The sequence below is a fragment of the Acidovorax radicis N35 genome, from assembly GCF_000204195.1.
GTDB classification, from domain to species: domain Bacteria; phylum Pseudomonadota; class Gammaproteobacteria; order Burkholderiales; family Burkholderiaceae_C; genus Acidovorax; species Acidovorax radicis.
In genome coordinates this window covers 274,234-298,449 of the sequence record NZ_AFBG01000019.1, presented here as the reverse complement: position 1 = coordinate 298,449, position 24,216 = coordinate 274,234, and the positions used below count along the sequence as shown (strand labels likewise).

The following is a 24,216-nucleotide window of genomic DNA, read 5'->3' as shown; positions in this document are numbered from 1 at the left end:
CGGCGACTGCCGGACCCGAAGCCCTGAACCTTTCCCGCATGCCTGAAACCTCCATCCTTGCCGAGCTGCGCAATGCCACGTTCTCCTATGGAGACCGCGACATCCTGCGCGATGTCTCGCTGACCGTGCCCCGTGGCAAGGTCACGGCGCTGATGGGCGCTTCGGGCGGCGGCAAGACCACGGTGCTGCGCCTGATTGGCGGCCAGCAACGGGCCCAGGGCGGTGAAGTCCTGTTTGATGGGCAGGATGTGGGGCGTCTGGATGCCGCTGGCTTGTACGCCGTTCGCCGCCGCATGGGAATGCTGTTCCAGTTTGGCGCGCTGTTCACCGACCTGAGCGTTTTTGAAAACGTGGCTTTCCCGCTGAGGGAGCACACAGACTTGTCCGAAGCGCTGGTCCGCGACGTGGTCCTCATGAAGCTGCATGCCGTGGGCCTGCGGGGTGCGCGTGATCTCATGCCCAGCGAGATTTCGGGAGGAATGGCGCGGCGCGTGGCCCTGGCCCGGGCCATTGCGCTCGACCCGGAGCTGGTCATGTATGACGAGCCTTTTGCAGGGCTGGACCCCATCTCCCTGGGAACGGCTGCGCAATTGATCCGCCAGCTCAATGACGCCATGGGCCTCACGAGCATCGTGGTGTCGCACGACCTGGAAGAAACCTTCCGACTGGCGGACCACGTGATCATTCTGGGGGCGGGTGTTGTGGCCGCTCAGGGCACGCCGGATGAGGTGCGTGCCAGCACCGACCCTCTGGTGCACCAGTTTGTGAATGCCTTGCCTACGGGGCCGGTGCCCTTCCACTATCCCGGCCCGGACGAGGCGCAGGACTTCGGGCCTGCGGGAGGGCGTGCACGGTGAGCTGGTACAACCCCTCCGATGTCGGTTTTGCGGTGCGCCAAAAGTTGGCCGACATCGGCATGGGTGCGCGGCTTTTTGTGCGACTGGTGCGGTTGGTGGGGGCTACCTTCCGGCGGCCTTCGCTGGTGAGTGACCAGGTGCATTTTCTGGGCAACTACTCGCTGGCCATCATTGCGGTGTCCGGTCTGTTTGTAGGGCTGGTGCTGGGTCTGCAGGGGTACTACACCCTGCAGCGCTATGGCTCCTCGGAAGCCCTGGGGTTGCTGGTCACGTTGTCGCTGGTGCGAGAGCTCGGCCCCGTGGTCACGGCCCTGCTGTTTGCGGGGCGGGCGGGCACGTCGCTGACGGCAGAAATTGGTTTGATGCGCGCTGGCGAGCAGCTCAGCGCGATGGAAATGATGGCGGTGGACCCGGTCCAGCGCATTTTGGCGCCCCGCTTCTGGGCCGGGGTGATCGCCATGCCCCTGCTGGCTGCGGTCTTCAGCGCGGTGGGGGTGATTGGGGGCTGGAGCGTGGGCGTGCTCATGATCGGCATCGACCCCGGCGCTTTCTGGAGCCAGACGCAGGGTGGCGTTGATGTGTGGAAAGACGTGGGCAATGGTGTGCTCAAGAGCGTGGTGTTCGGTGTTGCGGTCACGTTCGTGGCGCTGCTGCAGGGCTACACCGCCAAGCCCACCCCCGAGGGGGTGTCGCGCGCAACCACCCGCACCGTGGTGATGGCCTGCCTGGCGGTGCTGGGGCTGGACTTCGTCCTGACGGCCCTGATGTTCAGTATCTGAGGCTGGCGATGCTGGCAGTGAAGAGGAATCAAACAATGCAACGCTCCAAAAACGATTTCTGGGTAGGGCTGTTCGTCATGCTGGGGGCTGTGGCGCTGGTATTTCTGGCACTCCAATCGGCCAACCTGCTGAGCCTGAATTTCCAGTCCGGCTATCGCATCACGGCGCGCTTTGACAACATCGGTGGGCTCAAGCCCCAGGCTGCGGTGCGCGGTGCCGGCGTGGTGGTGGGGCGCGTGGAGTCCATCACGTTCGACGACAAGACCTACCAGGCACGGGTGACGCTGGCGATGGAAAACCGCTACGCTTTCCCCAAGGACAGTTCCCTCAAGATCCTCACGAGCGGCCTGCTGGGTGAGCAGTACATCGGTATCGAGGCCGGGGCAGACGAGAAGAACCTTGCTGCGGGCGACATGGTCACCTCGACCCAGTCGGCTGTGGTGCTTGAAAACCTCATTGGACAGTTTCTCTACAGCAAAGCCGAAGACGGCGGTAAGCCCGCAGGGGCAGGTGACAAGAAATGAAGAACTTTAAAAAAACAACCTTGGCCGGGGAGGGCTCCGGGCCGCAGCAGGTTTTGCCACGTGCGCTGGGTGGCCTCGCGCTGCTGCTGGCTGGGGCGCTGCTTTCGGGCTGCGCCACCGTGGCCAACCCCGATCCGCGTGATCCGCTGGAGTCCTACAACCGTGGCATGACCAACTTCAACGAGCAGGTCGATGCCATGGTGCTCAAGCCCGTGGCGATTGCCTACCAGGACATCGCGCCCGCACCCGTGCGCACGGGTGTGAGCAACTTTTTTGCCAACATCGGCGATGTCTGGTCGTTTGTGAACAACGTGCTTCAGCTGCGCGCGGAAGCGGCTGCCTCTACGTTCATGCGCGTCAATGTCAACACCTTCATGGGCATCGGAGGGGTGCTGGACATCGCCAGCGAGCTGGGCATAGACCGCTACAAGCAGGACTTCGGCCTCACGCTGGGCCGATGGGGCGTGGGCACAGGGCCCTATCTGGTGCTGCCGGTCCTCGGGCCGTCCACGGTGCGCGACACCTTTGCACTGCCTGTCGATATGAAGGGCAATGTGGTGAGCTATGTGGACCCGGTCTCGGCCCGCAACACGCTGTACGCACTGCGTGTGGTGGACACGCGCGCCAACCTCCTGCGGGCAGGTTCCGTGCTGGACAGCGCCGCGCTGGACAAGTACAGCTTCACGCGGGACGTTTTCCTGCAGGTGCGCAGCCAGGCGGGTGAGCCGCAGAACGGCAATGGCGCGGACGACAAGAACGCCAACGATGGCGTGTTGCCGCAAGAGCCTCCCCGTTGAGCGGTTTGCGGGTGGCATCTGCCCGCCGATGACGGGCAGGGCGCGTGCGCTCATGTTGCACTTGCTTGCAATCCGCAATCCCAGCGACGCATACACCGCTGCCGCGACCGCCACAATGAAACACGGGCATGCCGGATGGCGGCCCCATGACTGAACGAGAAAGTAGAGGATAGAGGACATGATGAACCGACGTTCCCTGGGCCACCTGGCTCTGTGCACTGCCGCTGTGGTGTCTCTGGGCATGCCGCTGTCCGCGCTGGCGGCGGACGAGGCGCCGGACGCGATGATCAAGCGCCTGTCCACCGACGTGCTCAACACTGTGAAGTCCGACAAGGCCATTCAGGGCGGCGATCTGACCAAGGTGATCGCGCTGGTGGACAAGACCGTGATGCCCAACGTCAACTTCCGCCGCATGACCGCCGCTGCCGTGGGGCCGGGCTGGCGCCAGGCCACGCCCGAGCAGCAAAAGCGCCTCCAGGACGAGTTCAAGATCCTGCTGGTGCGCACCTATGCGGGTGCACTCGCACAGGTCAACGATCAAAGCATCCAGGTCAAGCCCCTGCGCGCTGCGCCGGAAGACAAGGACGTGCTCGTGCGCACCGAGATCGTGGGCCGCGGCGACCCCATCCAGCTGGACTACCGCCTCGAAAAGACGCCTAGCGATGGCGCGGGCTGGAAGATCTACAACCTGAACGTGCTGGGCGTCTGGCTGGTGGAGACCTACCGGGGCCAGTTTGCCCAGGAGATCAATGCCAAGGGCATCGATGGGCTGATCGAGACCCTGGCTGCACGCAACAAGGCCAATACCGCCAAGGGCTGAGCCTTGTCCATGCTGGTACTTCCCTCTGAACTGACCCACCGCCAAGCCACGGCCTGCCTGCAGATGCTTTTGCAGGGGCTGCGGGTGCACCGCGAAAGTGGTGTGGTGGTGGATGCGAGCGCGATGGCGGTGTTTGACAGTTCGGCGCTGGCAGTGCTGCTGGAATGCCGGCGCGAGGCGTTGTCAGTGGGCAAGACCTTTGCCGTACAGGGCCTGCCCACGGCGCTGCGTGGCATGGCGGGTTTGTATGGCGTGGGCACCTTGCTCACGCCCGTTTCCTGACGCTGTTGGCATTTTTTTGTGCCCTGGCGGGTCGGCCCCTCGGCCTCCGCATTGGCGACACGCCCTGGGCGACTCCCCTGCCGCAACGCAGTTCGGGGCAAGGCCGTAAAATCAGGGGCTTCATGCCCGCAGTCTCCTTCCAAGCCATCTCCAAGACCTTTGCCACGCCCAAAGGCCCTTTTCAGGCACTGAACCAGGTCAACCTGGACATTGAGGAGGGGGAGTTCTTCGGGCTCCTCGGCCCCAACGGTGCCGGCAAAACCACCCTCATCAGCATCCTTGCAGGCCTGGCGCGCGCCAGCAGCGGCCGTGTGCTGGTGCAGGGCAGTGACGTGCAGGCCGATTTTGCCGAGGCGCGCCGCAAGCTTGGTGTGGTGCCCCAGGAGCTGGTGTTCGACCCCTTCTTCAACGTGCGCGAATCGCTGCGCATCCAGTCGGGCTACTTCGGCGTCAAAAACAACGACGCCTGGATCGACGAGCTGCTGGAGAACCTGGGTCTCACCGACAAGGCCAACGCCAACATGCGCCAGCTCTCGGGCGGCATGAAGCGCCGCGTGCTGGTGGCGCAGGCGCTGGTGCACAAGCCACCCATCATCGTGCTCGACGAACCCACGGCCGGTGTGGACGTGGAGCTGCGCCAGACGCTCTGGCACTTTGTGGCGCGCCTGAACAAGGAAGGCCACACCGTGCTGCTGACCACGCACTACCTGGAAGAAGCCGAGGCCTTGTGTGGCCGCATCGCCATGCTCAAGTCGGGCCGCATCGTGGCACTCAACCGCACGAGCGAGCTGCTGCAGGCGGCCTCAGGCAGCATCCTGCAGTTCAAGACGGATGCTGCCTTGCCGCCCGCGCTGGCCGGCGTGGCGCGGGTCACGGGCCGCATCGTGCAGCTGCCCGCGCACGACGCCGCCGAGATCGAAAGCCACCTGGCCGCGCTGCGTGTAGCGGGCGTGGACGTGCATGACATGGAGATTCGCCGGCCTGACCTGGAGGACGTGTTCCTGCAGGTGATGTCTGGCACCTCGGTGTCCAACATTCCCATGTCGGAGGTGACGTCCGCCGCCGCGCCGGGCCGCCCCAAGCATGGCGCGGCCCCCTTGGGGGGCAGCGAGGACACGGCAGTGTCGAGCGGGGGGGCACAACGATGACCGGCTGGCAGACTCTTTTTTACAAGGAAGTGCTCCGTTTCTGGAAGGTCAGTTTCCAGACCGTGGCCGCGCCCGTGCTCACCGCCGTGCTGTATCTGCTGATCTTCGGCCATGTGCTCGAAGACCATGTGAAGGTGTACGACCGCATCAGCTACACCGCCTTCCTGGTGCCAGGCCTCGTGATGATGAGCGTGCTGCAGAACGCGTTTGCCAACAGCTCGTCGAGCCTGATCCAGAGCAAGATCATGGGCAGCCTCGTGTTCGTGCTGCTCACGCCGCTGTCGCACTGGGCGTGGTTTGTGGCCTATGTGGGCTCGTCCATGGTGCGCGGGCTGGTGGTGGGTCTGGGTGTGTTTGTGGTCACGCTGGCCTTTGCGCGGCCAGAGTTTGCGGCGCCGCCGTGGATCCTGGCGTTTGCGGTGCTGGGGGCGGGCCTGCTGGCCACGCTAGGGCTGATTGCGGGGCTGTGGGCCGACAAGTTTGACCAGCTCGCCGCGTTCCAGAACTTCGTGGTGGTGCCCATGACGTTCCTCTCGGGCGTGTTCTATTCCATCCAGTCGCTGCCACCGTTCTGGCAGACCGTGAGCCACCTCAACCCGTTTTTCTACATGATTGACGGGTTCCGCTATGGCTTCTTTGGCCAGAGCGATACCTCGCCCTGGCTCAGCCTCGGTATCGTGGGCATCGCCTGGTTGGCCGTGAGCTTTCTCGCCGTGCACCTGCTGCGCACCGGCTACAAAATTCGGAATTGACATGACTGCTGACCAACTCAAAGACATCATCGCCGCCGGCCTGGCCTGCGAACACATCACGCTGGAGGGCGATGGGCGCCATTGGTACGCCACCATCGTCTCGGCCGAGTTCGAAGGCAAGCGCGCCATCCAGCGCCACCAGCGCGTGTACGCCACGCTGGGCGCGAAAATGCACACGGATGAGGTTCACGCGCTGTCGATGAAGACCTTCACCCCCGCCGAATGGGCGGCGCAGGCGCAGTGATGCAGATTGCCTGATTACTCATTTATTGATAGCTACTGGCGCTTAATGGATAAGCGCTAGAGGCCATTTTCATTCATATTTCTGGTGGTTAGAGATGGACAAACTCCTCATTCGCGGCGGACGCACCTTGCAAGGCGAGGTGCTGGTGTCTGGCGCCAAGAACGCCGCCTTGCCGGAGTTGTGTGCCGCGCTGCTCACGGCCGAACCCGTGACCCTGCTCAACGTGCCCCAGTTGCAGGATGTGAGCACCATGCTCAAGCTCATCCGCAACATGGGCGTGGCGGCCGAGCGCGCCGATGACGGTACGGTGTGCATTGACGCCAGCGGCTTGAACACGCCCGAGGCGCCGTACGAGCTGGTCAAGACCATGCGCGCCTCGGTGCTGGCGCTGGGCCCGCTGCTGGCGCGCTTTGGCGAGGCCACGGTGTCGCTGCCCGGCGGTTGCGCCATCGGCTCGCGGCCGGTGGACCAGCACATCAAGGGCCTGACGGCCATGGGCGCCGAGATCGTGGTCGAACACGGCTACATGATCGCCAAGCTGCCCGCAGGGTGGACGCGCCTGAAAGGCACCCGCATCACCACCGACATGGTCACGGTGACGGGCACCGAGAACTTCCTCATGGCCGCCGCACTGGCCGAGGGCGAGACGGTGCTCGAAAACGCCGCGCAAGAGCCCGAGATTTCGGACCTGGCCGAGATGCTGATCGCCATGGGCGCGAAGATCGAAGGCCATGGCACCAGCCGCATCCGCATCCAGGGCGTCGAAAAGCTGCATGGCTGCACCCACCGCGTAGTGGCCGATCGCATCGAGGCGGGTACCTTTTTGTGCGCCGTGGCGGCCACGGGCGGCGATGTGGTGTTGCGCCATGGCCGCGCCGACCACCTCGACGCTGTCATTGAAAAGCTGCGCGAGGCCGGTGCCCATGTGCAAGCGGTCGAGGGCGGCATCCGTGTACAAAGCGCCGGTGGCGCCACGCTCAAGGCGCAGGGCTTTCGCACCACCGAGTACCCCGGTTTCCCCACCGACATGCAGGCGCAGTTCATGGCACTCAACTGCATCGCGCAGGGCACGGCCACGGTGACCGAGACGATTTTTGAAAACCGCTTCATGCACGTCAACGAGCTGGTGCGCCTGGGTGCCAAGATCCAGACCGATGGCAAGGTGGCCGTGATCGAGGGTGTGCCACGCCTGTCGGGCGCCACCGTGATGGCCACCGACCTGCGCGCCTCGGCCAGCCTGGTCATTGCCGGCCTGGTGGCCGACGGCGAAACCGTGGTGGACCGCATCTACCACCTGGACCGTGGCTACGACTGCATGGAAGCCAAACTGCGCGGCATCGGCGCCGACATTGAACGAGTAAAAGCATGAGCAGCAACATGATCACCTTGGCGCTTTCCAAGGGCCGCATCTTCGACGAAACCCTGCCCCTGCTGGCCGCCGCCGGCATCGAGGTGCTGGAAGACCCCGAAAAGTCGCGCAAGCTCATCCTGCCCACCAACCAGCCCAACGTGCGCGTGGTGCTGGTGCGCGCCACTGACGTGCCGACCTACGTGGAGTACGGTGGCGCCGACATCGGCGTGACCGGCAAGGACACCCTCATCGAACACGGCGGCCAGGGCCTGTACCAGCCGCTGGACCTGCGCATCGCCAAGTGCCGCGTGAGCGTTGCGGTGCGCAACGACTTCGACTACGAACGGGCCGTCAAGCAGGGCTCGCGCCTGAAGGTGGCCACCAAGTACACCTCGATCGCGCGCGACTTCTTTGCCACCAAGGGCGTGCACGTGGACATGGTCAAGCTCTACGGCAGCATGGAGCTGGCGCCGCTCATCGGCCTGTCCGACGCCATCGTCGACCTGGTGTCCACCGGCAACACGCTCAAGGCCAACCACCTGGTAGAGGTCGAGCGCATCATGGACATCAGCTCGTATCTCGTGGTCAACCAGGCCGCGCTCAAGCTCAAGCAGGCGCCGCTGCGGCGCATCATCGATGCGTTTGCCTCGGCGATTCCTGCGGAAAAGAACTGACCTTTACCCGATCCATCGACCGACTGACACTATGACTTTGGTAGCTGCTCCCGCCCGTCTGTCCACCGCTGCAGCCACTTTTGAGGCTGATTTCGCAGCCCGCCTGCACTGGTCTGCCGACACCGACGCCGCCATCGAGCAGCGCGTGGCCGACATCTTGGCCGATGTGCAAAAGCGTGGCGATGCCGCCGTGCTGGAGTACACCGCCCGGTTCGACGGCCTCTCTGCCCCCGACATGGCGGCGCTGGAGCTGACCCAGGCCGACTTCAAGGCCGCGTTCGACGCCATTCCGCAGGCCCAGCGCGACGCGCTGCAGGCCGCTGCCAAGCGCGTGCGCAGCTACCACGAGGCGCAGAAAAAAGCCTCCGGTGAGAGCTGGAGCTACCGCGACGAAGACGGCACCTTGCTGGGCCAGAAGGTCACGCCGCTGGACCGCGTGGGCATCTACGTGCCCGGGGGCAAGGCGGCGTACCCGTCCAGCCTGCTGATGAACGCCATCCCGGCCCATGTGGCGGGCGTGCAGGAAATCATCATGGTCGTGCCCACGCCCGTGCGGGGCAGCGTGGCCACGGGTGGATCGGGCGCGCAGCTTGCATCCGACAAGGGCGAGCGCAATGATCTGGTGCTGGCGGCCGCCTACGTGGCGGGCGTCACGCGCGCCTTCACCATCGGTGGTGCGCAGGCCGTGGCCGCGCTGGCCTACGGCACGGCCACGATTCCGAAGGTCGACAAGATCACCGGGCCCGGCAACGCCTATGTGGCCAGCGCCAAGAAGCGCGTGTTCGGCACGGTGGGCATCGACATGATCGCGGGCCCGAGCGAGATCCTGGTGCTGGCCGACGGCAGCACGCCGCCCGACTGGGTGGCGATGGACCTCTTCAGCCAGGCCGAACATGACGAGCTGGCCCAGAGCATCCTGCTGTGCCCCGACGCCGCCTACCTCGATGCCGTGCAGCGCGAGATCGACCGCCTGCTGCCCACCATGCCGCGCGCCGAGATCATCGCCAAGAGCCTCAACGGCCGGGGCGCGCTGATCCTCACCAAGGATATGGAAGAAGCCTGCGCGATCAGCAACCGCATCGCACCCGAGCATCTGGAAGTGAGCTCGACCGACCCACACCGCTGGGAGCCGCTGCTGCGCCACGCCGGCGCGATCTTTCTGGGGGCCTACACCTCCGAAAGCCTGGGCGACTACTGCGCGGGACCCAACCACGTGCTGCCCACCAGCGGCACCGCACGCTTTTCGTCGCCCCTGGGCGTGTACGACTTCCAAAAGCGTAGCAGCCTCATCGAGGTGAGCGAGGCCGGTGCCCAGGTGCTGGGCACCATCGCCGCCGAACTGGCCTACGGCGAGGGCCTGCAGGCCCACGCGCAGGCGGCTGAGATGCGCCTGAAGACCCCGCTCAAGCCGCGCTGACGGCGTTCAGGGGCAGCGCGGCGCCCGATGGGGCGGTGCGCGGCACCACCGCCATCGGCTGTGGTGCCGCCACGGGTGCGGGTGGGTGCGCGGCGCCTTCGGGCGCCCGGTGCTGCGCCCAGTTCAGCCGCGCAGGGCGGTGCCCCTCGGCGCTCACCCGCAGCCGCACGGGCCCAGCGAACGACAGGCGCTGGCCGGCCTCCAGAAAATAGTCTTCCAGCAGACCGTCGCAGGTCACCCAGACGCGGCCTTGTTCGACTTCGAGCAGGGCGATCTCGCCCGCACGGAAGTCCAGCACCTGGACGGCCTGCAGTGGCGGCAGCGGCTGGCGCTTCCATTGCAGGGTGAGGGGCACCGCAAGCTGGGTGGGCAGCGTGGGCGACGGCGGGGTGGGGGTGTGCAGCGTGTTCATGCCTTCACTGTGCAGCCAGGCGGCGCGCGGCGCCACGGACAGGCTCGCACGACCTGAGCCAGTACAGATGGGCTGTACTGGTCATCTGTACTGTACGGGGTGCACTTGCTCTGTACTGGCTATTTTTGCGGCTGCCAGTACAGAATGCAGCCATGGCCTCCACCGACGACGCACCACCGCTCTACCTCCAGATCGCCGAGCAGCTCGCGCAGCTGATCCGCAATGGCACGCTGGCGCGCGGCGAAAAGCTGCCGTCGGTGCGCGAGCTGGCCCGCCAGCACGGCGTGGCGCAGACCACGGTGGTACAGGCCTACCACTGGCTCGAAGATGCGCGGCTTGTCACTGCGCGCCCGCGCTCGGGCTTCTTCGTGGCGGCACGGCCGGTGAGCCTGCCCGAGCCCAGCACGCCGCGCCCCATGCGCCGCCCGCGCGAGGTGTCTGTGGACTGGCTGGGCCAGCGCATCCTGGGGCGCAACCAGCCCGAGGACATGATCTCCTTCAGCAGCGGCACGCCGGGCTTCGAGCTGTTCAACCCCGACCGCGTGCGCCGCGCCGTGGTGCGCGCCGCGCAGCGCCACCGCAACCTGCTGTGCACCTACCCCACGTCGGCCGGGCACGAAGATGCGCGCCGCGCCCTGGCCCGCTACGCCGTCGGCATGGGCTGCAGCCTGGACCCCGAGAACATCGTGATCACCGGCGGCTGCATGGACTCCATCGCGCTGTGCCTGCGGGCCGTGACCCAGCCGGGCGACGTGGTGGCGCTGGAGTCGCCCACGCATTTCTCGTTTCTGGAGGTGCTCCAGGGCCTGCACCTGCGCGCGCTGGAGATCCCCACGCACCCGCGCCACGGTTTGTCGCTGGACGCGCTGCAGCTGGCGCTGGACACCCAGCCGGTCAAGGCCGTGATGATCGTCCCCACCCTCAGCAACCCGCTGGGCAGCTGCATGCCGCAGGCCGAGCGCAAGCGCCTGGCGCAGATGGCGGCCCGGCACGGCATGGCGGTGATCGAGGACGCGATCTACAACGACCTGGTCGAGGTCGACGAGATGCGCCGCACCGTCAAGTCGTACGACACCACGGGCCACGTGATGCTGTGCGATTCGTTTTCGAAGACGCTGGCGCCGGGCCTGCGCCTGGGGTGGCTGGAGGCCGGGCGCTGGAGTGAGAAGGTGCGCGGCATCAAGGACCTGCAGGCGGGCGGGCAGTCGGCCGTGCTGGAGCTGGCGCTGGCCGACCTCATCACCCAGGCCGGCCACGCCGCTGCGATGCGCCAGCTGCGCGCGGGCGTGGCGGCGCGCATGGACGAGGCGCGGCGGGTGATCGCATCGCACTTTCCGCAGGGCACCCGGGTGAGCGACCCGCCCGGCGGACTGCTGATGTGGCTGGAGCTGCCGCGCGGGCTCGATTCGGTGCAACTGCACGAGGCCTGCCTGGCCCGGCAGATCCTGATCGCGCCGGGCACGGTGTTCAGCACCAGCGGGCGCTTTCGCAACTGCCTGCGCATCGGGGTGGGGGGCGACTGGTCGCCCGCACATCTGGAGGCGCTGCGCACGGTGGGCGACATGGCCACGCAGATGCTGCAAAGCCAGCGGCAGGCCGCCTGAAATCGCCGCCAGAATAACTAACAAAACAAACTACACGAACTTCGTGATACACGAAGTTCGTGTAAACTCAATCCCATGAAAAATGTCACCGTGACCATGGACGACACCGTAGCCGAATGGGTGCGCGTGGAGGCCGCCAAGCGCGGCAGCAGCGTGTCCCGCTTGCTCGGTGAATGGCTGGCCGAAAAGATGCGGCAGGAAGACGCTTACGCCCAGGCGATGCGCGAGGCGCTGGGTTTTGAATCCTGGGGCGCGTCCACCGGGCCGTACGTGCCCCGCGAAACCTTGTTTCTGCGCTGAACGGTGCAACACACATGAGCACCGTCCCCATTTTTGTCGATACCGAGATCCTGCTGGCCAGCGTGGACGACCGCGATGCCGAGCGCCAGGCGCGCGCCCGCGAGTGGATGAGCTTTTGCTGGCAGACGCGCAGCGGCCGCATCAGCTCGCAGGTGCTCAACGAGCTGTACAACCAGGCGATCCAGCGCTTTGACGGCCCGCAGGTGCTGCAGCAGGTGCGTGCCCAGGTGCGCCGCCTGCGCGTGTGGCTGCCGCCGCACCTCGATTCCTACACCGTGGACGGTGCCTGGGACCTGCAGGACCGCTACCGCCTGGGCTACTGGGATGCGCTCATCCTCTCGTCCGCCCACCAGCAAGGCTGCCGCTACCTGCTGACCGAGGCGCTGCCGCATGGTGAGCCGATGGACGCGGTGCGGCCCATCAACCCTTTTCTTGTCACCCCCAACGAACTGGACACTACCGAATGACTACTCCTGCGTCGTCTCCTCTCCAAGCCCTGGCCCGTATCCGCCCCGACGTGCGCGCCATGCACGCGTACGGCGTGCAGCCCTCCACCGGCATGCTCAAGATGGACGCCATGGAGAACCCGTTCCGCCTGCCCGCGCATCTGCAGGCCGCGCTGGGCCAGCGCCTGGGCGCGCTGGCGCTCAACCGCTACCCCGGCGACCGCCTGCTGGACCTGAAGGCGGCGCTGGCCCAATACGCCGGCCTGCCCGAGGGCTACGGCATCGTGCTGGGCAACGGCTCGGACGAACTCATCACCTTGCTGGCCCTGGCCTGCGCGCAGCCTGGCACGGGCCAGCGCGCCACCATGCTCGCGCCCATGCCGGGTTTTGTGATGTATCCGCTGTCGGCCCAACTGCAGGGCCTGGATTTTGTCGGCGTGCCGCTCACGCCCGACTTCGAGCTGGACGAACCCGCCATGCTGGCGGCCATCGCGCAGCACAACCCCGCCATCACCTACATCGCCTACCCCAACAACCCCACGGCCACGCTGTGGGACGAGGGCGCGGTGCAGCGCATCATCGACGCCGCAGGCGCGCAGGGCGGCATCGTGGTCATGGACGAGGCCTACCAGCCGTTTGCCAGCCGTACCTTCATCGACCGGATGCGGGCCGAGCCTGCGCGCAATGCCCACGTGCTGCTCATGCGCACGCTCAGCAAGTTTGGCCTGGCGGGTGTGCGCCTGGGCTACCTCATCGGGCCGTCGGCGTTCGTGAGCGAGATCGACAAGGTGCGCCCGCCCTACAACGTGAGCGTGCTCAACTGCGAGGCCGCGTTGTTCGCCCTGGAACACGCCGAGGTGTTTGCCGCGCAAGCTGCCGAGATCCGCGCTGAGCGCACGAAGGTGCTGGAGGCCCTGCGCCAGATGCCCGGTGTCGAAAAATGCTGGGACAGCGAGGCCAACATGATCCTCATCCGTGTGGCGGATTCCGCCAAGGCCTATGACGGGATGAAAAACCGCAAGGTCCTGGTCAAGAACGTTTCTACAATGCACCCCATGCTGGCCAACTGCCTGCGTCTCACGGTGGGCAACGCCGATGACAATGCGCAGATGCTGGCCGCCCTGCAAGCCTCCCTATGACTTCCTCCGCACTCGTAACCTCCAATCCGTCCGGCGCCACGCCCGATCCGATGGCCGACCGCATCGCCGAAGTCAGCCGCAACACCGCCGAGACGCGCATCCGCGTGCGCATCAACCTCGACGGCACGGGGCAGGCCAAACTGCACACCGGCATCGGCTTCTTCGACCACATGCTCGACCAGATCGCCCGCCACGGGCTCATCGACCTCGACATCGACTGCGAAGGCGACCTGCACATCGACGGCCACCACACGGTCGAAGACGTGGGCATCACGCTGGGCCAGGCCTTTGCGCGTGCCGTGGGCGACAAGAAGGGCATCCGCCGCTATGGCCACGCCTATGTGCCGCTCGACGAAGCGCTGTCGCGCGTGGTGGTCGATTTTTCGGGCCGCCCGGGGCTGCACATCGACGTGAAATTCACGGCCGGCAGCATCGGCCAGCTCGACACGCAGCTGGTGTACGAGTTCTTCCAGGGCTTCGTGAACCACGCGGGCGTCACGCTGCACATCGACAACCTCAAGGGCTTCAACGCCCACCACCAGTGCGAAACCATCTTCAAGGCGTTTGGGCGCACGCTGCGCGCGGCGCTGGAGCGCGACCCGCGCTCTGCGGGCGTCATCCCGTCCACCAAGGGTTCCTTGTGAGTTTTTTGAATCAAATCAAGCGCTAGCGCTTGATGGATAAGCGCTAGCAGCTATGAATATGGAAGCAAAAACCGTGGCGGTCGTGGATTACGGCATGGGCAACCTGCGCTCGGTGTCGCAGGCCGTGCAGGCCGCCGCCGAGGGCACCGGCTGGACCGTGGTCGTCACCCGGCGCCCCGAAGACGTGCGCGCCGCACAGCGCATCGTGTTGCCAGGGCAGGGCGCCATGCCCGACTGCATGCGCGAGCTGCGCGAATCGGGCCTGCAGGAATCGGTGCTGGAAGCCGCTGCCAGCAAGCCGATGTTCGGCGTGTGTGTGGGCATGCAGATGCTGCTGGACCACAGCGCCGAGGGGGACACCCCGGGCCTGGGCCTGATCCCCGGCGATGTGCGCAAGTTCGACCTGGCAGGCCGCACCCAGCCCGACGGCAGCCGCTTCAAGGTGCCCCAGATGGGCTGGAACCAGGTGCGGCAGATGCCCCATGCAGGTGCCGTGCACCCGGTGTGGGCCGGGGTGCCCGACAACAGTTACTTCTACTTTGTGCACAGTTTCTATGCTGTGCCGCAGAATTCCGTCCATTGCGCGGGTCAAACGGACTACGGCGGTTTGTTCGCAGCCGCCATTGCACGCGATAATATTTTTGCCACCCAGTTTCACCCGGAGAAAAGTGCGGAGCACGGCCTGGCCCTGTACCGCAACTTTCTGCACTGGAACCCCTGATCTCTTAACATCCACCCGTTCGGGCCGAGCCCTGCCTCGCCCTTTTCCTCCCGAACTTCACCACCATGCTGCTCATCCCCGCCATCGACCTCAAGGACGGCCACTGCGTTCGCCTCAAACAAGGCGATATGGACCAATCCACCACCTTTGGCGAAGACCCGGCCGCCATGGCGCGCAAGTGGGTGGATGCCGGCGCGCGCCGCCTGCACCTGGTGGACCTGAACGGCGCGTTCGCGGGCGTGCCCAAGAACTACAGCGCCATCAAGTCCATCCTCCAAGAGGTGGGCGACGATATCCCCGTGCAGCTCGGCGGCGGCATCCGCGACCTGGACACCATCGAGAAGTACATCGACGGCGGCCTGCGCTACGTGATCATCGGCACGGCCGCGGTCAAGAACCCCGGGTTCCTGAAGGACGCGTGCAGTGCCTTTGGCGGCCACATCATCGTGGGCCTGGATGCCAAGGACGGCAAGGTCGCCACCGACGGCTGGAGCAAGCTCACCGGCCACGAAGTGGTGGACCTCGCCAAGAAGTTCGAGGACTGGGGCGTCGAATCCATCATCTACACCGACATCGGCCGCGACGGCATGCTTTCGGGCATCAACATCGATGCCACGGTGAAGCTGGCGCAGGCGCTGAGCATCCCCGTGATCGCCTCGGGCGGCCTGTCCAACATGGCCGACATCGAGCAGCTGTGCGCGGTGGAAGGCGAGGGCGTTGAAGGCGTGATCTGCGGCCGCGCCATCTACAGTGGCGACCTGGACTTTGCAGCTGCGCAAGCGCGGGCTGACGAACTGAACGGGTGACCCCCTGAGCGGCTGCGCCGCTTCCTCCCAGGGGGACCGACGCCAGTGGCCTGGCGGAGCCAGTTCCACGGCGTCTGCTGGCCTCGGCAGCGCCCCATCAACGAATCGCTGACTGACTGACCGACATGCTCGCCAAACGCATCATTCCCTGCCTCGACGTCACCGGAGGCCGCGTGGTCAAGGGCGTCAATTTTGTCGAACTGCGCGACGCGGGCGACCCGGTCGAGATCGCTGCGCGCTACAACGCCCAGGGGGCCGACGAACTCACGTTTCTGGACATCACCGCCACCAGCGATGGCCGCGACCTGATCCTGCACATCATCGAGGCCGTGGCCAGCCAGGTGTTCATTCCCCTCACCGTGGGCGGCGGCGTGCGCACCGTGGAAGACGTGCGCAGGCTGCTCAATGCGGGTGCGGACAAGACCAGCTTCAACTCGGCCGCCATCGCCAACCCCGGGGTGATCAACGCCGTGTCGGCCAAGTACGGCGCGCAGTGCATCGTGGTGGCCATCGACGCCAAACGCCGCTCGGCCGAGGATGCCCAGCGCATCGGCGCCCACGGCCAGCCCGTGGGCGCGGGCTGGGATGTCTACAGCCACGGCGGGCGCAAAAACACGGGCCTGGACGCCATTGCCTGGGCCACCGAGATGGCGCAGCGCGGCGCGGGCGAAATCCTGCTGACCAGCATGGACCGCGATGGCACCAAGGCAGGCTTTGACCTGGAACTGACCCGCGCGGTGAGCGACGCCGTGAGCGTGCCCGTGATCGCCTCGGGCGGGGTGGGTAACCTGGACCACTTGGCCGACGGCATCCAGACCGGTGGTGCCGACGCCGTGCTGGCCGCAAGCATCTTCCACTACGGTGAATACACCGTGGGCCAGGCCAAGGCCCGCATGGCCGAGCGTGGCATTCCGGTGCGTCTGTGACGACGCCATTCGCGGGCGCGCGTTGGGCGCTGGTGGTGGCCCTGGCGGCCACGGCGCTGCCCGCTGCTGCGCAGCAGGTGCCGCCCCCGTCGTATGCGAGTTTTTCTGAGCGCCTGCCCTGTGTGCACCGCATTGGCCGCTGCTTTGACGCGACCATCGGCGGCAAGCCGGTGGAGGTGATTGCCGACAAGGCCGAATTCGAAAAGCTCAAGGCCCTGCTGCAGGCGCTGAACAGCAATGTGCGCGACGTGCACTGGATCGTGCGCGAACCCGTGTTGGGCACGCTGGCGCTGGACGTGGAAACCCGCGCCAACGCGCTGGGTCTGCCGCTGGTGGGCGATGAGAAGGAAGAGCCCGATGTCACCGTCTATGCCCTCGACGGCCAGGACCTGGAGAGCGAGTCGGAGCTGGTGGCGCAGCAAAGCGTGCGCGTGAATGGCCAGCCCGTGGTGACGCAGCAGGAAACCCTCACGCAGGATTTTCTGCCCCCGGGGCGTTATGCCTTTGCCATCAAGTACCTGGGCCGCAAGAACTGGGATCGCAAGTGGGTGTTTTTGACCGTGGCGAAGTAAATCTTTGATAAAAATTGGTTCTGGCGCTTGATGGCAAAGCGTCAATAGCTATTATTTTTGTAGCGAAAATTGCAAACTGCGCAGTGCCTCACCTGGACGCAAGCTGCCCGATGGAGCGTCTGGTTTTTCATAGAACTCTCATTTTGATAGCTGCTAGCGCTTGATGGATAAGCGCTAGAGGCAAAAATGACCTTCAATCCGCTCGCCCGGCAGGCGGGCCGGTCCTTCAAATCACCGACAATCCCGCCCATGAACTGGCTCAACGAAGTGAAATGGGACGCGCAGGGCCTGGTGCCCGTGATTGCGCAGGAGCAGGGTACGGGCGACGTGCTGATGTTTGCCTGGATGAACCGTGAGGCCCTTGCCAAGACGGCGGAACTCGGCCGCGCCGTGTACTTCAGCCGCTCGCGCAAGAAGCTGTGGTTCAAGGGCGAAGAATCCGGCCACGTGCAGACCGTGCACGAGATCCGCCTGGACTGCGACAACGACGTGGTGCTGCTCAAGGTCACCCAGCTTGGCCACGAGCCCGGCATCGCCTGCCACACGGGCCGCCACAGCTGCTTCTTCAGTGTGCTCAAGGATGGTGCCTGGAGTGCCATCGACCCGGTCTTGAAAGACCCTGAATCCATCTACAAGTAAGAGCCATGAGTTCCAACGATTCTCTGGCGCGCCTGGCGGCCATCATTGAAAGCCGCAAGCCTGCCAACGGCGGTGACCCGGACAAGAGCTACGTCTCGCGCCTGCTGCACAAGGGCCCCGATGCATTTTTGAAGAAGATCGGCGAGGAAGCCACCGAAGTCGTCATGGCGGCCAAGGACGTGGACCACGGCGCCGACAAGTCCAAGCTGGTCTACGAAGTGGCCGACCTGTGGTTCCACTCCATGGTGGCGTTGGCCCACTACGGCCTCACGCCGGCCGACGTGCTGACCGAGCTGGAGCGCCGCGAAGGCACCAGCGGCATCGAGGAAAAAGCCTTGCGCAAGGCCGTTGCGCGCACTGCCGAAGAAGGGGCTCCATGAACGACATCATCGACGTGCAAAGCAATGAGCAGAAGGCCCAGGGCCTCAAGAACGTCGGCTGGGTCAGCTATGTGCTGCACCTCATCGTGGCCGTGGGGGCTGTGCTGCCGGGTGCGCAAGCCAGCGCCCTGCTGCTGGTCATTGCGCTGGTGATCGATCTGGTCAAACGCAGCGATGCCGAGGGCACCTGGCAGGCCAATCATTTTTCGTGGCGCATCCGCTCGACGATCTGGGCCGGCGTGCTGTATGTGGTGACCTCGCCCCTGTGGCTGTTGTTGATTGCGCCGGGCTGGATCGCCTGGGGCATCATTTCCTTGTGGTTCCTGTACCGCATCGTGCGCGGCATGCTGGCCATGAGCAAGAACCAGGCGGTGGATGCCTGAACCCACAGCGCCCCGGCCGCACTTGCCCTCCTTGCCACGGCTGAACCTGGCCCTGCAGGGCGGAGGCTCCCACGGTGCGCTCACCTGGGGTGTGCTGGATGCGCTGCTGGAGGATGGCCAGTGGCAGTTTGATGGCGTGAGCGGCACCAGCGCTGGCGCGATGAATGCCGTGGCCATGGCGCATGGCTTTGCCAAAGCCGCACAGGAGCACAAGGATCCGCACGAAGCGCACCTGGCCGGTTGTGCCCAGGCGCGTGAAACGCTCACCCGACTGTGGGAGGGAGTGGGCACGCTGGGCAGCCTCATGTGGGGCTCCCCCCTGTCGGCCGCCAACCCGATGATGGGCCTGATGCGCCAGTGGCTGTCGCCCTACCAGACCAATCCGCTCGACATCAACCCGCTGCGCCGCCTTCTGGAGCGTGAGGTGGACTTTGACCTGCTGTGCACCGTACGCCGCGCCAGCGCTGCGGCGGGCGGGCCCAATGTGTTTGTGTGCGCCACCAACGTGCGCACCGGGCGCGGTGAAATTTTCTCGGGCTCCCGGCTGAGCGCGGATGCCGTCATGGCATCGGCCTGCCTGCCGTTGCTGTTCAAGGCGGTGGAGATCGATGGCGAGCATTACTGGGACGGTGGCTACTCGGGCAACCCGGCGCTGCACCCGCTCATTTATCAGACCGAAACCTCTGACATCCTGCTCGTGCAGATCAACCCCATCGAACACCTGGAACTGCCCGATTCAGGCCAGGAAATCATGGAACGCATGAACGAAGTCACCTTCAACGCCAGCCTGCTGGCCGAGATGCGCGCCATCGAGTTCGTGCGCCGCCTGCTGGCCGAGGGCAAGCTGGATGCGCGCCGCTACAAAAACGTGCGCATGCACCGCATTGACGGTGGCGCCGTGCTGGCGCCCTTTGGCGCCGACAGCAAGTCCCGCGCGGACCTGGCCTTTGTGCGCAAACTGTTCGCCCTGGGCCGCACGGCCGGGCAGGAGTGGCTGCACGCGCACCGCAAGGATGTGGGCGTGCGGCCCACCATCAAGATCGCTGACAATGCGTGAGCCCCCTGTGTCGCCTGCGGCGCCTTCCCCCCAAGGGGGACGCCACCCGTGGCCTGGCGGAGCCAGTTCCACGGTGGCGCTGGCCCTGAGGCTCGCCGGTTTCGACGGCTTGGGGTGGTGAGCAGCGACCGCTGAACTGTTAACTTCGAACCGACATTTTTTCCATGCACGATCCGAACTGCCTTTTCTGCAAAATCATCGCGGGCCAGATTCCTTCGAAGAAGGTTTATGAAGACGAAGAAATGTTCGCCTTCCACGACATCCACCCCTGGGCACCGGTGCACTTTCTGATGGTTCCCAAGCTGCATATCCCTTCGATGGCGCAGGTCACCGCAGAGCATGCGGGGGTTCTCGGGCGCATGATGGCGCTGGCGCCCCAGCTGGCTTTGGAGCAAGGCTGCAACCCGTACCCGGAAGGTGGCTTTCGCGTCGTGGTAAACACGGGGCTTGAAGGTGGGCAGGAAATCCACCACCTGCATGTCCACGTGATGGGTGGCCCCCGCCCGTGGCTCAAAGGCTGAACCAGGCTGACAGGCGCCGCAGATAGTTGTACGAAGGCATGCCGCCGCCGTGAACTCCTGCCTTGCCCCCCGTCTAAAATGATTGCAATTCGTTAGGAGATATTTCATGGGCTCTTTTTCCATCTGGCACTGGCTGATCGTGCTGCTGATCGTCGTCATGGTGTTCGGCACCAAGAAGCTCAAGAACATGGGTTCTGATCTCGGAGGCGCCGTCAAGGGCTTCAAGGACGGCATGAAGGACGGTTCGGCCGATGCGGCAGCCACCACCACACCACCCGCAGGCCAGGTTGCCAACAACCCGGCGGCTGACAAGACCACCATCGATGTCGAAGCCAAGCAAAAGAGCTGAGCGGGCCGTTTCCACTGGCACCCGCACGCTTTGCGCTTGACCCATGATTGATATTGGCCTGTCCAAGATGGCGCTGATCGGCGCGGTGGCACTCATTGTCATCGGGCCCGAGAAGCTCCCCCGCGTGGCCCGCACGGTGGGCACGCTGCTGGGCAAGGCCCAGCGTTACGTGTCCGACGTGAAAGCCGAGGTCAACCGGTCCATGGAGCTCGATGAGCTCAAGAAGATGAAGGACACGGTGGAGAGCGCCGCACGCGATGTGCAGAACTCCATCCAGACCAGCGCCAGCGAGTTCGAGAAAGATTGGGCTGCTGCCACGGACACCAGCAACAGCGACCTGCATGGGTCGCAGGCTGCCGTGGTGCCCGCCTACAAGCACCCCGGCAAGAACTGGCGCCTCAAGCGGGGCGCGGTGCCCCAGTGGTACAAGGCCCGAAGCGGTGTGCGCACCAAGGCCCAGTCCGGTGCGGCCCGTGTGGCACGTTTCCGTCCCCGTAAATTCCACTGATGCAGCAGCCACCAGCGCCCCGCGCGCTGCATGGGCGGCCCTGACGCCCACGAAAACCCAACATGTCCGAAACCCCTTCCCAAGAAGACGAGCTGGCCGGTACCGAGCAGCCGTTTGTGCAGCACCTGATGGAGCTGCGCGACCGGCTGGTCAAGGCCATCATTGCCATCGCCATCGCGGCGGCGATCCTGTTCTTCTTCCCCGGCCCAGGCGCGCTGTATGACTTTTTGGCGGCGCCGCTGGTGGCGCACCTGCCCAAGGGCGCCACGCTGATCGCCACATCGGTGATCTCGCCGTTCATGGTGCCGCTCAAGATTTTGCTGATGTCGGCCTTTTTGCTGGCGCTGCCGTTTGTGCTGTGGCAGGTGTGGGCCTTCGTGGCACCAGGCCTGTATTCGCACGAGAAGAAGCTGGTGCTGCCGCTGGTGGTCTCCAGCACGCTGCTGTTCTTCATCGGGGTGGCGTTTTGCTACTACCTGGTGTTCGGCCAGGTGTTTGCCTTTATCCAGAGCTTTGCCCCCAAGAGCATCACGGCCGCGCCAGACATCGAGGCTTACCTGAGTTTCGTGCTGTCGATGTTCCTTGCGTTTGGCCTGTCTTTTGAGGTGCCGATTGCCGTGGTGGTGCTGGCGCGCATGGGCATCGTGAGCGTGCAGAAGCTGCGTGAATTCCGTGGCTATTTCATCGTGATCGCGTTTGTGATCGCCGCCGTCGTCACGCCGCCCGATGTGGTCTCGCAGCTGTCGCTGGCCGTGCCCATGTGCCTGCTGTACGAGGTGGGCATCTGGGCAGCGCAGATCTTCATCAAGCACACCAAGGCGCCGGAAGATGCCGATGAAGTGGCTTCCAACCCCTGAATGTGGAAATTTTGGGTCTTAATGGACTCTGGCGCTTGCTGGATAAGCGCTAACAGCTATATTTTTAATAGCTGACGGTTTGCATCAGCGACCGTGTCGCCCTGTTCTGCGCGCAGCCCCTAGAAACTGGCGCGTGCCCAATACCAGTGCCACCGCGGAACCGGCTTCGCCGGGCCGCTGGAGGCGTCCCCCTTTGGGGGAAGACACGCAGCGGCTCAGGGGGGCTTACCGTTTCACATTGCGCTGGGGCCGGGGGCGCACCCCGGGGTTGATGCTCAGCTCCACGATCTTTTCGCCACGCTGCACGTTGAACGGCGCCGCAGTGCCAGGTTTCAGCGCGGCCACGGCGGTCAGCAGCTCGGACACATTGCCCACGTTCCTGCCTTCCACGCGCACGATCACATCGCCGGGCCGCATGCCGGCCTGGGCTGCGGGGCCGTCCTGCAGCACGCCGGTGATGATCACGCCCTCTGTGGCTTTCACACCAAAGGTCTCGGCCAGTTCGGGCGAGAGTTCGTTGGGCTCCACACCGATCCAGCCGCGCGTGACCTGTCCATCCTTCACGATGCCGTCCAGCACCATGCGGGCCGTGGACACGGGGATTGCAAAGCCGATGCCCATGCTGCCGCCCGAGCGCGAGTAGATGGCGGTGTTGATGCCCATGAGGTTGCCGTTCACATCCACCAGCGCGCCGCCCGAGTTGCCAGGGTTGATGGCCGCATCGGTCTGGATAAAGTTCTCGAAGGTGTTGATGCCCAGCTGCGTGCGGCCCAGTGCGCTCACGATGCCGCTGGTCACCGTCTGGCCTACACCGAACGGGTTGCCGATGGCCAGCACCTGGTCGCCCACGGCGAGCACATCCGAGTTGCCCAGCACGATGACGGGCAGCTTGTCGAGTTCGATCTTGAGGATGGCCAGATCGGTGTCGGGGTCGGTGCCGATCACGCGGGCGCGGGCGCGGCGGCTGTCGGTCAGCGTCACTTCGATCTCGTCGGCGCCTTCCACCACATGGTTATTGGTCAGGATGTAGCCATCGGGGCTCACGATCACCCCGCTGCCCAGCCCGGCCTGTGCCTGGGCACCCTGGTCGCCAAAGAAGAACTGGAACCAGGGGTCGTTGCTGCGCGGATGGCGCACGGCCTTGCTGGTATTGATGCTCACCACCGCAGGCGCCGCCTGGCGCGCCGCACCGCTGAAGCTGCCCGCCGCCGGTTGCGGGCTGGCGGTGGTGGCCGGGGCTTCCCGCAGCGCAATGCCTGCGCCGGAACGTGTGGTGGCACCCCGGCCCAGCCAGCTGGGCTGAAGGGTGGCGACAACGAAGTAGGCCGCAACGAACACCGTCACGGCCTGGGAGAACAACAGCCAGATGCGTTTCATGAAATTCTGTACAGGTGGTGGGCTGGAGAAGGGGGCGCGTCGGTGCGACGCGCAATGGTTGCCTTCCGGACAAAAGCATTGTCTCCCAATGTGTGGGTGCGGGCCACGCGCGACAATAGCTGCATGAGCATTTCCCGCCCCGAACTTCTGCAGGCGTTTGACAGCCTGCTGCAACCTGAGCGCTTCAAGGACTATGGCCCCAATGGCCTGCAAGTGGAGGGCAAGGCCGAGATCACGCGCATCGTCAGTGGCGTGACGGCCAGCCGCGCCCTGATCGAGGCGGCCATCGCTGCCCGCGCCGACGCGATCTTCGTGCACCACGGCCTGTTCTGGCGCGGGCAGGACGGCCGCGTGACGGGCTGGATGAAGCAGCGGCTGCAACTGCTGCTGGCGCATGACATCAACCTGTTTGCCTACCACCTGCCCCTGGACGCGCACCCTGAACTGGGCAACAACGCCCAGCTGGGCCGTGTGCTGGGCCTGGTGGCCGACACGCGGTTTGGCGAGAACGATCTGGGCTTTGCCGGGCCTGCCGCGTTTGCCCATGGGCAGGCACTGGCAGACCATGCCTCGCAGGTCCTGGGCCGTGCCGTCACCTGGGTGCCGCCAGAAGGCGCCGCCGCACAGCGGGCTGTCCGCCGCGTGGCCTGGTGCACGGGTGGTGCGCAGGGCTACTTCGAGGCGGCGATTGCGGCCGGGGCGGACGTGTTCATCACGGGCGAGATTTCAGAGCCCCAGGCGCATCTGGCCCGGGAGATGGGGGTGGGCTTCATTGCCGCGGGGCACCACGCGACCGAGCGTTATGGCGCGCCTGCGGTGGCGGCGCAGGTTGCAGGGCAGTTCGGGCTGAGCCACCAGTTCATCGAGATCGACAATCCTGCCTGATGGCGGGTGGTGTGATCTCATTTGCTATTAAAACAATAGCTTGCA

The 24,216-nt window shown here is 65.3% G+C and carries 32 protein-coding genes; 30 read left to right on the top strand and 2 right to left on the bottom strand.

Features of this window, described 5'->3' with window-relative positions; genetic code table 11:
• Window positions 1-38: 38 nt before the first annotated feature.
• The 12 genes from ARADN35_RS0111235 (at window position 39) to hisD (ending at window position 9,645) form a co-directional block, all read left to right on the top strand.
• Window positions 39-857 (top strand): ABC transporter ATP-binding protein, encoded by an 819-nt coding sequence (locus tag ARADN35_RS0111235; RefSeq protein WP_010462113.1) that lies wholly within the window; start codon window positions 39-41, stop codon window positions 855-857.
• Window positions 854-1,636, top strand: coding sequence for a lipid asymmetry maintenance ABC transporter permease subunit MlaE (gene mlaE, locus ARADN35_RS0111230; protein ID WP_010462111.1), 783 nt, complete (start codon window positions 854-856; stop codon window positions 1,634-1,636). Before ARADN35_RS0111235 ends, mlaE begins: the two co-directional genes overlap by 4 nt.
• 35 nt (window positions 1,637-1,671) lie before the next feature.
• Complete coding sequence (gene mlaD, locus ARADN35_RS0111225; RefSeq protein WP_010462109.1) at window positions 1,672-2,160, top strand: outer membrane lipid asymmetry maintenance protein MlaD; 489 nt, start codon at window positions 1,672-1,674, stop codon at window positions 2,158-2,160.
• The gene (locus ARADN35_RS0111220; RefSeq protein WP_010462107.1) at window positions 2,157-2,957 is read left to right on the top strand and encodes an MlaA family lipoprotein; all 801 of its coding nucleotides are present in this window, start codon (window positions 2,157-2,159) and stop codon (window positions 2,955-2,957) included. Before mlaD ends, ARADN35_RS0111220 begins: the two co-directional genes overlap by 4 nt.
• Window positions 2,958-3,135: 178 nt before the next feature.
• On the top strand, window positions 3,136-3,777 hold the full coding sequence (locus ARADN35_RS0111215) for an MlaC/ttg2D family ABC transporter substrate-binding protein (RefSeq protein WP_029413901.1): 642 nt from the start codon (window positions 3,136-3,138) through the stop codon (window positions 3,775-3,777).
• 9 nt (window positions 3,778-3,786) lie between these two features.
• Window positions 3,787-4,059 carry an STAS domain-containing protein gene (locus ARADN35_RS0111210; RefSeq protein WP_010462102.1) on the top strand — a complete coding sequence of 91 codons (273 nt, stop codon included), beginning with the start codon at window positions 3,787-3,789 and terminating at the stop codon, window positions 4,057-4,059.
• 122 nt (window positions 4,060-4,181) lie between these two features.
• A complete protein-coding gene (locus tag ARADN35_RS0111205) occupies window positions 4,182-5,207 on the top strand; it encodes an ABC transporter ATP-binding protein (protein WP_010462100.1) in 1,026 nt (341 codons plus the stop codon).
• Window positions 5,204-5,959 carry an ABC transporter permease gene (locus tag ARADN35_RS0111200; RefSeq protein WP_010462098.1) on the top strand — a complete coding sequence of 252 codons (756 nt, stop codon included), beginning with the start codon at window positions 5,204-5,206 and terminating at the stop codon, window positions 5,957-5,959. Before ARADN35_RS0111205 ends, ARADN35_RS0111200 begins: the two co-directional genes overlap by 4 nt.
• A 1-nt stretch (window position 5,960) precedes the next feature.
• Window positions 5,961-6,203 carry a BolA family protein gene (locus ARADN35_RS0111195; RefSeq protein ID WP_010462096.1) on the top strand — a complete coding sequence of 81 codons (243 nt, stop codon included), beginning with the start codon at window positions 5,961-5,963 and terminating at the stop codon, window positions 6,201-6,203.
• 94 nt (window positions 6,204-6,297) lie between these two features.
• The gene (murA, locus tag ARADN35_RS0111190; protein ID WP_010462094.1) at window positions 6,298-7,572 is read left to right on the top strand and encodes a UDP-N-acetylglucosamine 1-carboxyvinyltransferase; all 1,275 of its coding nucleotides are present in this window, start codon (window positions 6,298-6,300) and stop codon (window positions 7,570-7,572) included.
• Window positions 7,569-8,228: an ATP phosphoribosyltransferase gene (gene hisG / locus ARADN35_RS0111185; protein WP_241777070.1), complete on the top strand. Its 660-nt coding sequence runs from the start codon at window positions 7,569-7,571 to the stop codon at window positions 8,226-8,228. Before murA ends, hisG begins: the two co-directional genes overlap by 4 nt.
• A gap of 31 nt (window positions 8,229-8,259) precedes the next feature.
• Window positions 8,260-9,645, top strand: a complete 1,386-nt coding sequence (gene hisD, locus ARADN35_RS0111180) for a histidinol dehydrogenase (protein ID WP_010462090.1) — start codon at window positions 8,260-8,262, stop codon at window positions 9,643-9,645.
• On the opposite strand, the gene ARADN35_RS0111175 is transcribed toward hisD, so the two are convergent.
• A complete protein-coding gene (locus ARADN35_RS0111175; RefSeq protein WP_050812518.1) occupies window positions 9,632-10,057 on the bottom strand; it encodes a DUF2917 domain-containing protein in 426 nt (141 codons plus the stop codon). The two genes, hisD and ARADN35_RS0111175, sit on opposite strands and share 14 nt — an antisense overlap.
• Before the next feature lie 152 nt (window positions 10,058-10,209).
• Between ARADN35_RS0111175 and ARADN35_RS0111170 the strand changes: the two genes are divergently transcribed.
• The 17 genes from ARADN35_RS0111170 to tatC all read left to right on the top strand — a co-directional run bounded on the left by ARADN35_RS0111170 (window position 10,210) and on the right by tatC (window position 21,909).
• Window positions 10,210-11,661, top strand: a complete 1,452-nt coding sequence (locus tag ARADN35_RS0111170) for an aminotransferase-like domain-containing protein (protein WP_010462086.1) — start codon at window positions 10,210-10,212, stop codon at window positions 11,659-11,661.
• A 75-nt stretch (window positions 11,662-11,736) separates the two neighbouring features.
• Window positions 11,737-11,961 (top strand): hypothetical protein, encoded by a 225-nt coding sequence (locus tag ARADN35_RS0111165; protein ID WP_010462084.1) that lies wholly within the window; start codon window positions 11,737-11,739, stop codon window positions 11,959-11,961.
• A gap of 14 nt (window positions 11,962-11,975) precedes the next feature.
• A complete protein-coding gene (locus ARADN35_RS0111160) occupies window positions 11,976-12,428 on the top strand; it encodes a PIN domain-containing protein (protein WP_010462083.1) in 453 nt (150 codons plus the stop codon).
• Window positions 12,425-13,546: a histidinol-phosphate transaminase gene (gene hisC, locus ARADN35_RS0111155; RefSeq protein ID WP_029413900.1), complete on the top strand. Its 1,122-nt coding sequence runs from the start codon at window positions 12,425-12,427 to the stop codon at window positions 13,544-13,546. Before ARADN35_RS0111160 ends, hisC begins: the two co-directional genes overlap by 4 nt.
• Window positions 13,543-14,190, top strand: coding sequence for an imidazoleglycerol-phosphate dehydratase HisB (gene hisB, locus ARADN35_RS0111150; RefSeq protein WP_029413899.1), 648 nt, complete (start codon window positions 13,543-13,545; stop codon window positions 14,188-14,190). Before hisC ends, hisB begins: the two co-directional genes overlap by 4 nt.
• Window positions 14,191-14,242: 52 nt before the next feature.
• Entirely contained in the window at window positions 14,243-14,911 is a 669-nt protein-coding gene (gene hisH / locus ARADN35_RS0111145) for an imidazole glycerol phosphate synthase subunit HisH (RefSeq protein WP_029413898.1), read from the top strand.
• 65 nt (window positions 14,912-14,976) lie between these two features.
• Complete coding sequence (hisA, locus tag ARADN35_RS0111140) at window positions 14,977-15,717, top strand: 1-(5-phosphoribosyl)-5-[(5-phosphoribosylamino)methylideneamino]imidazole-4-carboxamide isomerase (protein WP_010462075.1); 741 nt, start codon at window positions 14,977-14,979, stop codon at window positions 15,715-15,717.
• 125 nt (window positions 15,718-15,842) lie between these two features.
• Window positions 15,843-16,643 carry an imidazole glycerol phosphate synthase subunit HisF gene (gene hisF / locus ARADN35_RS0111135; protein WP_010462073.1) on the top strand — a complete coding sequence of 267 codons (801 nt, stop codon included), beginning with the start codon at window positions 15,843-15,845 and terminating at the stop codon, window positions 16,641-16,643.
• Window positions 16,640-17,215: a hypothetical protein gene (locus tag ARADN35_RS0111130; protein WP_010462071.1), complete on the top strand. Its 576-nt coding sequence runs from the start codon at window positions 16,640-16,642 to the stop codon at window positions 17,213-17,215. Before hisF ends, ARADN35_RS0111130 begins: the two co-directional genes overlap by 4 nt.
• A 240-nt stretch (window positions 17,216-17,455) precedes the next feature.
• Window positions 17,456-17,854 carry a phosphoribosyl-AMP cyclohydrolase gene (hisI, locus tag ARADN35_RS0111125; RefSeq protein WP_181147543.1) on the top strand — a complete coding sequence of 133 codons (399 nt, stop codon included), beginning with the start codon at window positions 17,456-17,458 and terminating at the stop codon, window positions 17,852-17,854.
• Window positions 17,855-17,859: 5 nt separating this feature from the next.
• Window positions 17,860-18,234 carry a phosphoribosyl-ATP diphosphatase gene (locus tag ARADN35_RS0111120; RefSeq protein WP_010462066.1) on the top strand — a complete coding sequence of 125 codons (375 nt, stop codon included), beginning with the start codon at window positions 17,860-17,862 and terminating at the stop codon, window positions 18,232-18,234.
• On the top strand, window positions 18,231-18,617 hold the full coding sequence (locus ARADN35_RS0111115) for a DUF4870 family protein (protein WP_010462065.1): 387 nt from the start codon (window positions 18,231-18,233) through the stop codon (window positions 18,615-18,617). The genes ARADN35_RS0111120 and ARADN35_RS0111115 overlap by 4 nt, the downstream gene beginning before the upstream one ends.
• On the top strand, window positions 18,610-19,674 hold the full coding sequence (locus ARADN35_RS0111110; RefSeq protein WP_010462063.1) for a patatin-like phospholipase family protein: 1,065 nt from the start codon (window positions 18,610-18,612) through the stop codon (window positions 19,672-19,674). Before ARADN35_RS0111115 ends, ARADN35_RS0111110 begins: the two co-directional genes overlap by 8 nt.
• Before the next feature lie 164 nt (window positions 19,675-19,838).
• Complete coding sequence (locus ARADN35_RS0111105) at window positions 19,839-20,195, top strand: histidine triad nucleotide-binding protein (protein WP_010462061.1); 357 nt, start codon at window positions 19,839-19,841, stop codon at window positions 20,193-20,195.
• A gap of 106 nt (window positions 20,196-20,301) precedes the next feature.
• Window positions 20,302-20,544, top strand: a complete 243-nt coding sequence (gene tatA, locus ARADN35_RS0111100; protein WP_010462059.1) for a Sec-independent protein translocase subunit TatA — start codon at window positions 20,302-20,304, stop codon at window positions 20,542-20,544.
• Window positions 20,545-20,587: 43 nt separating this feature from the next.
• Complete coding sequence (gene tatB, locus ARADN35_RS0111095; protein WP_010462057.1) at window positions 20,588-21,052, top strand: Sec-independent protein translocase protein TatB; 465 nt, start codon at window positions 20,588-20,590, stop codon at window positions 21,050-21,052.
• A gap of 62 nt (window positions 21,053-21,114) precedes the next feature.
• Window positions 21,115-21,909 (top strand): twin-arginine translocase subunit TatC, encoded by a 795-nt coding sequence (tatC, locus tag ARADN35_RS0111090; RefSeq protein ID WP_010462055.1) that lies wholly within the window; start codon window positions 21,115-21,117, stop codon window positions 21,907-21,909.
• A 225-nt stretch (window positions 21,910-22,134) separates the two neighbouring features.
• Here the strand turns inward: tatC and ARADN35_RS0111085 are convergent, their stop codons facing one another.
• Entirely contained in the window at window positions 22,135-23,286 is a 1,152-nt protein-coding gene (locus ARADN35_RS0111085; RefSeq protein WP_010462053.1) for a trypsin-like peptidase domain-containing protein, read from the bottom strand.
• 123 nt (window positions 23,287-23,409) lie between these two features.
• On the opposite strand from ARADN35_RS0111085, the gene ARADN35_RS0111080 reads away from it, so the two are divergent.
• Window positions 23,410-24,171 (top strand): Nif3-like dinuclear metal center hexameric protein, encoded by a 762-nt coding sequence (locus ARADN35_RS0111080; protein ID WP_035197158.1) that lies wholly within the window; start codon window positions 23,410-23,412, stop codon window positions 24,169-24,171.
• Window positions 24,172-24,216 lie beyond the last annotated feature (45 nt).

Excerpts from the sequence above, each read along its gene's own strand:
- ARADN35_RS0111235 (WP_010462113.1), top strand. The coding sequence starts at position 39 with ATGCCTGAAACCTCCATCCTTGCCGAGCTGCGCAATGCCACGTTCTCC.
- mlaD (WP_010462109.1), top strand. The coding sequence starts at position 1,672 with ATGCAACGCTCCAAAAACGATTTCTGGGTAGGGCTGTTCGTCATGCTG.
- ARADN35_RS0111220 (WP_010462107.1), top strand. The coding sequence starts at position 2,157 with ATGAAGAACTTTAAAAAAACAACCTTGGCCGGGGAGGGCTCCGGGCCG.
- ARADN35_RS0111215 (WP_029413901.1), top strand. The coding sequence starts at position 3,136 with ATGATGAACCGACGTTCCCTGGGCCACCTGGCTCTGTGCACTGCCGCT.
- ARADN35_RS0111210 (WP_010462102.1), top strand. The coding sequence starts at position 3,787 with ATGCTGGTACTTCCCTCTGAACTGACCCACCGCCAAGCCACGGCCTGC.
- ARADN35_RS0111205 (WP_010462100.1), top strand. The coding sequence starts at position 4,182 with ATGCCCGCAGTCTCCTTCCAAGCCATCTCCAAGACCTTTGCCACGCCC.
- ARADN35_RS0111200 (WP_010462098.1), top strand. The coding sequence starts at position 5,204 with ATGACCGGCTGGCAGACTCTTTTTTACAAGGAAGTGCTCCGTTTCTGG.
- ARADN35_RS0111195 (WP_010462096.1), top strand. The coding sequence starts at position 5,961 with ATGACTGCTGACCAACTCAAAGACATCATCGCCGCCGGCCTGGCCTGC.
- murA (WP_010462094.1), top strand. The coding sequence starts at position 6,298 with ATGGACAAACTCCTCATTCGCGGCGGACGCACCTTGCAAGGCGAGGTG.
- hisG (WP_241777070.1), top strand. The coding sequence starts at position 7,569 with ATGAGCAGCAACATGATCACCTTGGCGCTTTCCAAGGGCCGCATCTTC.
- hisD (WP_010462090.1), top strand. The coding sequence starts at position 8,260 with ATGACTTTGGTAGCTGCTCCCGCCCGTCTGTCCACCGCTGCAGCCACT.
- ARADN35_RS0111175 (WP_050812518.1), bottom strand. The coding sequence starts at position 10,057 with ATGAACACGCTGCACACCCCCACCCCGCCGTCGCCCACGCTGCCCACC.
- ARADN35_RS0111170 (WP_010462086.1), top strand. The coding sequence starts at position 10,210 with ATGGCCTCCACCGACGACGCACCACCGCTCTACCTCCAGATCGCCGAG.
- ARADN35_RS0111165 (WP_010462084.1), top strand. The coding sequence starts at position 11,737 with ATGAAAAATGTCACCGTGACCATGGACGACACCGTAGCCGAATGGGTG.
- ARADN35_RS0111160 (WP_010462083.1), top strand. The coding sequence starts at position 11,976 with ATGAGCACCGTCCCCATTTTTGTCGATACCGAGATCCTGCTGGCCAGC.
- hisC (WP_029413900.1), top strand. The coding sequence starts at position 12,425 with ATGACTACTCCTGCGTCGTCTCCTCTCCAAGCCCTGGCCCGTATCCGC.
- hisB (WP_029413899.1), top strand. The coding sequence starts at position 13,543 with ATGACTTCCTCCGCACTCGTAACCTCCAATCCGTCCGGCGCCACGCCC.
- hisH (WP_029413898.1), top strand. The coding sequence starts at position 14,243 with ATGAATATGGAAGCAAAAACCGTGGCGGTCGTGGATTACGGCATGGGC.
- hisA (WP_010462075.1), top strand. The coding sequence starts at position 14,977 with ATGCTGCTCATCCCCGCCATCGACCTCAAGGACGGCCACTGCGTTCGC.
- hisF (WP_010462073.1), top strand. The coding sequence starts at position 15,843 with ATGCTCGCCAAACGCATCATTCCCTGCCTCGACGTCACCGGAGGCCGC.
- ARADN35_RS0111120 (WP_010462066.1), top strand. The coding sequence starts at position 17,860 with ATGAGTTCCAACGATTCTCTGGCGCGCCTGGCGGCCATCATTGAAAGC.
- ARADN35_RS0111115 (WP_010462065.1), top strand. The coding sequence starts at position 18,231 with ATGAACGACATCATCGACGTGCAAAGCAATGAGCAGAAGGCCCAGGGC.
- ARADN35_RS0111110 (WP_010462063.1), top strand. The coding sequence starts at position 18,610 with ATGCCTGAACCCACAGCGCCCCGGCCGCACTTGCCCTCCTTGCCACGG.
- ARADN35_RS0111105 (WP_010462061.1), top strand. The coding sequence starts at position 19,839 with ATGCACGATCCGAACTGCCTTTTCTGCAAAATCATCGCGGGCCAGATT.
- tatA (WP_010462059.1), top strand. The coding sequence starts at position 20,302 with ATGGGCTCTTTTTCCATCTGGCACTGGCTGATCGTGCTGCTGATCGTC.
- tatB (WP_010462057.1), top strand. The coding sequence starts at position 20,588 with ATGATTGATATTGGCCTGTCCAAGATGGCGCTGATCGGCGCGGTGGCA.
- tatC (WP_010462055.1), top strand. The coding sequence starts at position 21,115 with ATGTCCGAAACCCCTTCCCAAGAAGACGAGCTGGCCGGTACCGAGCAG.
- ARADN35_RS0111085 (WP_010462053.1), bottom strand. The coding sequence starts at position 23,286 with ATGAAACGCATCTGGCTGTTGTTCTCCCAGGCCGTGACGGTGTTCGTT.
- ARADN35_RS0111080 (WP_035197158.1), top strand. The coding sequence starts at position 23,410 with ATGAGCATTTCCCGCCCCGAACTTCTGCAGGCGTTTGACAGCCTGCTG.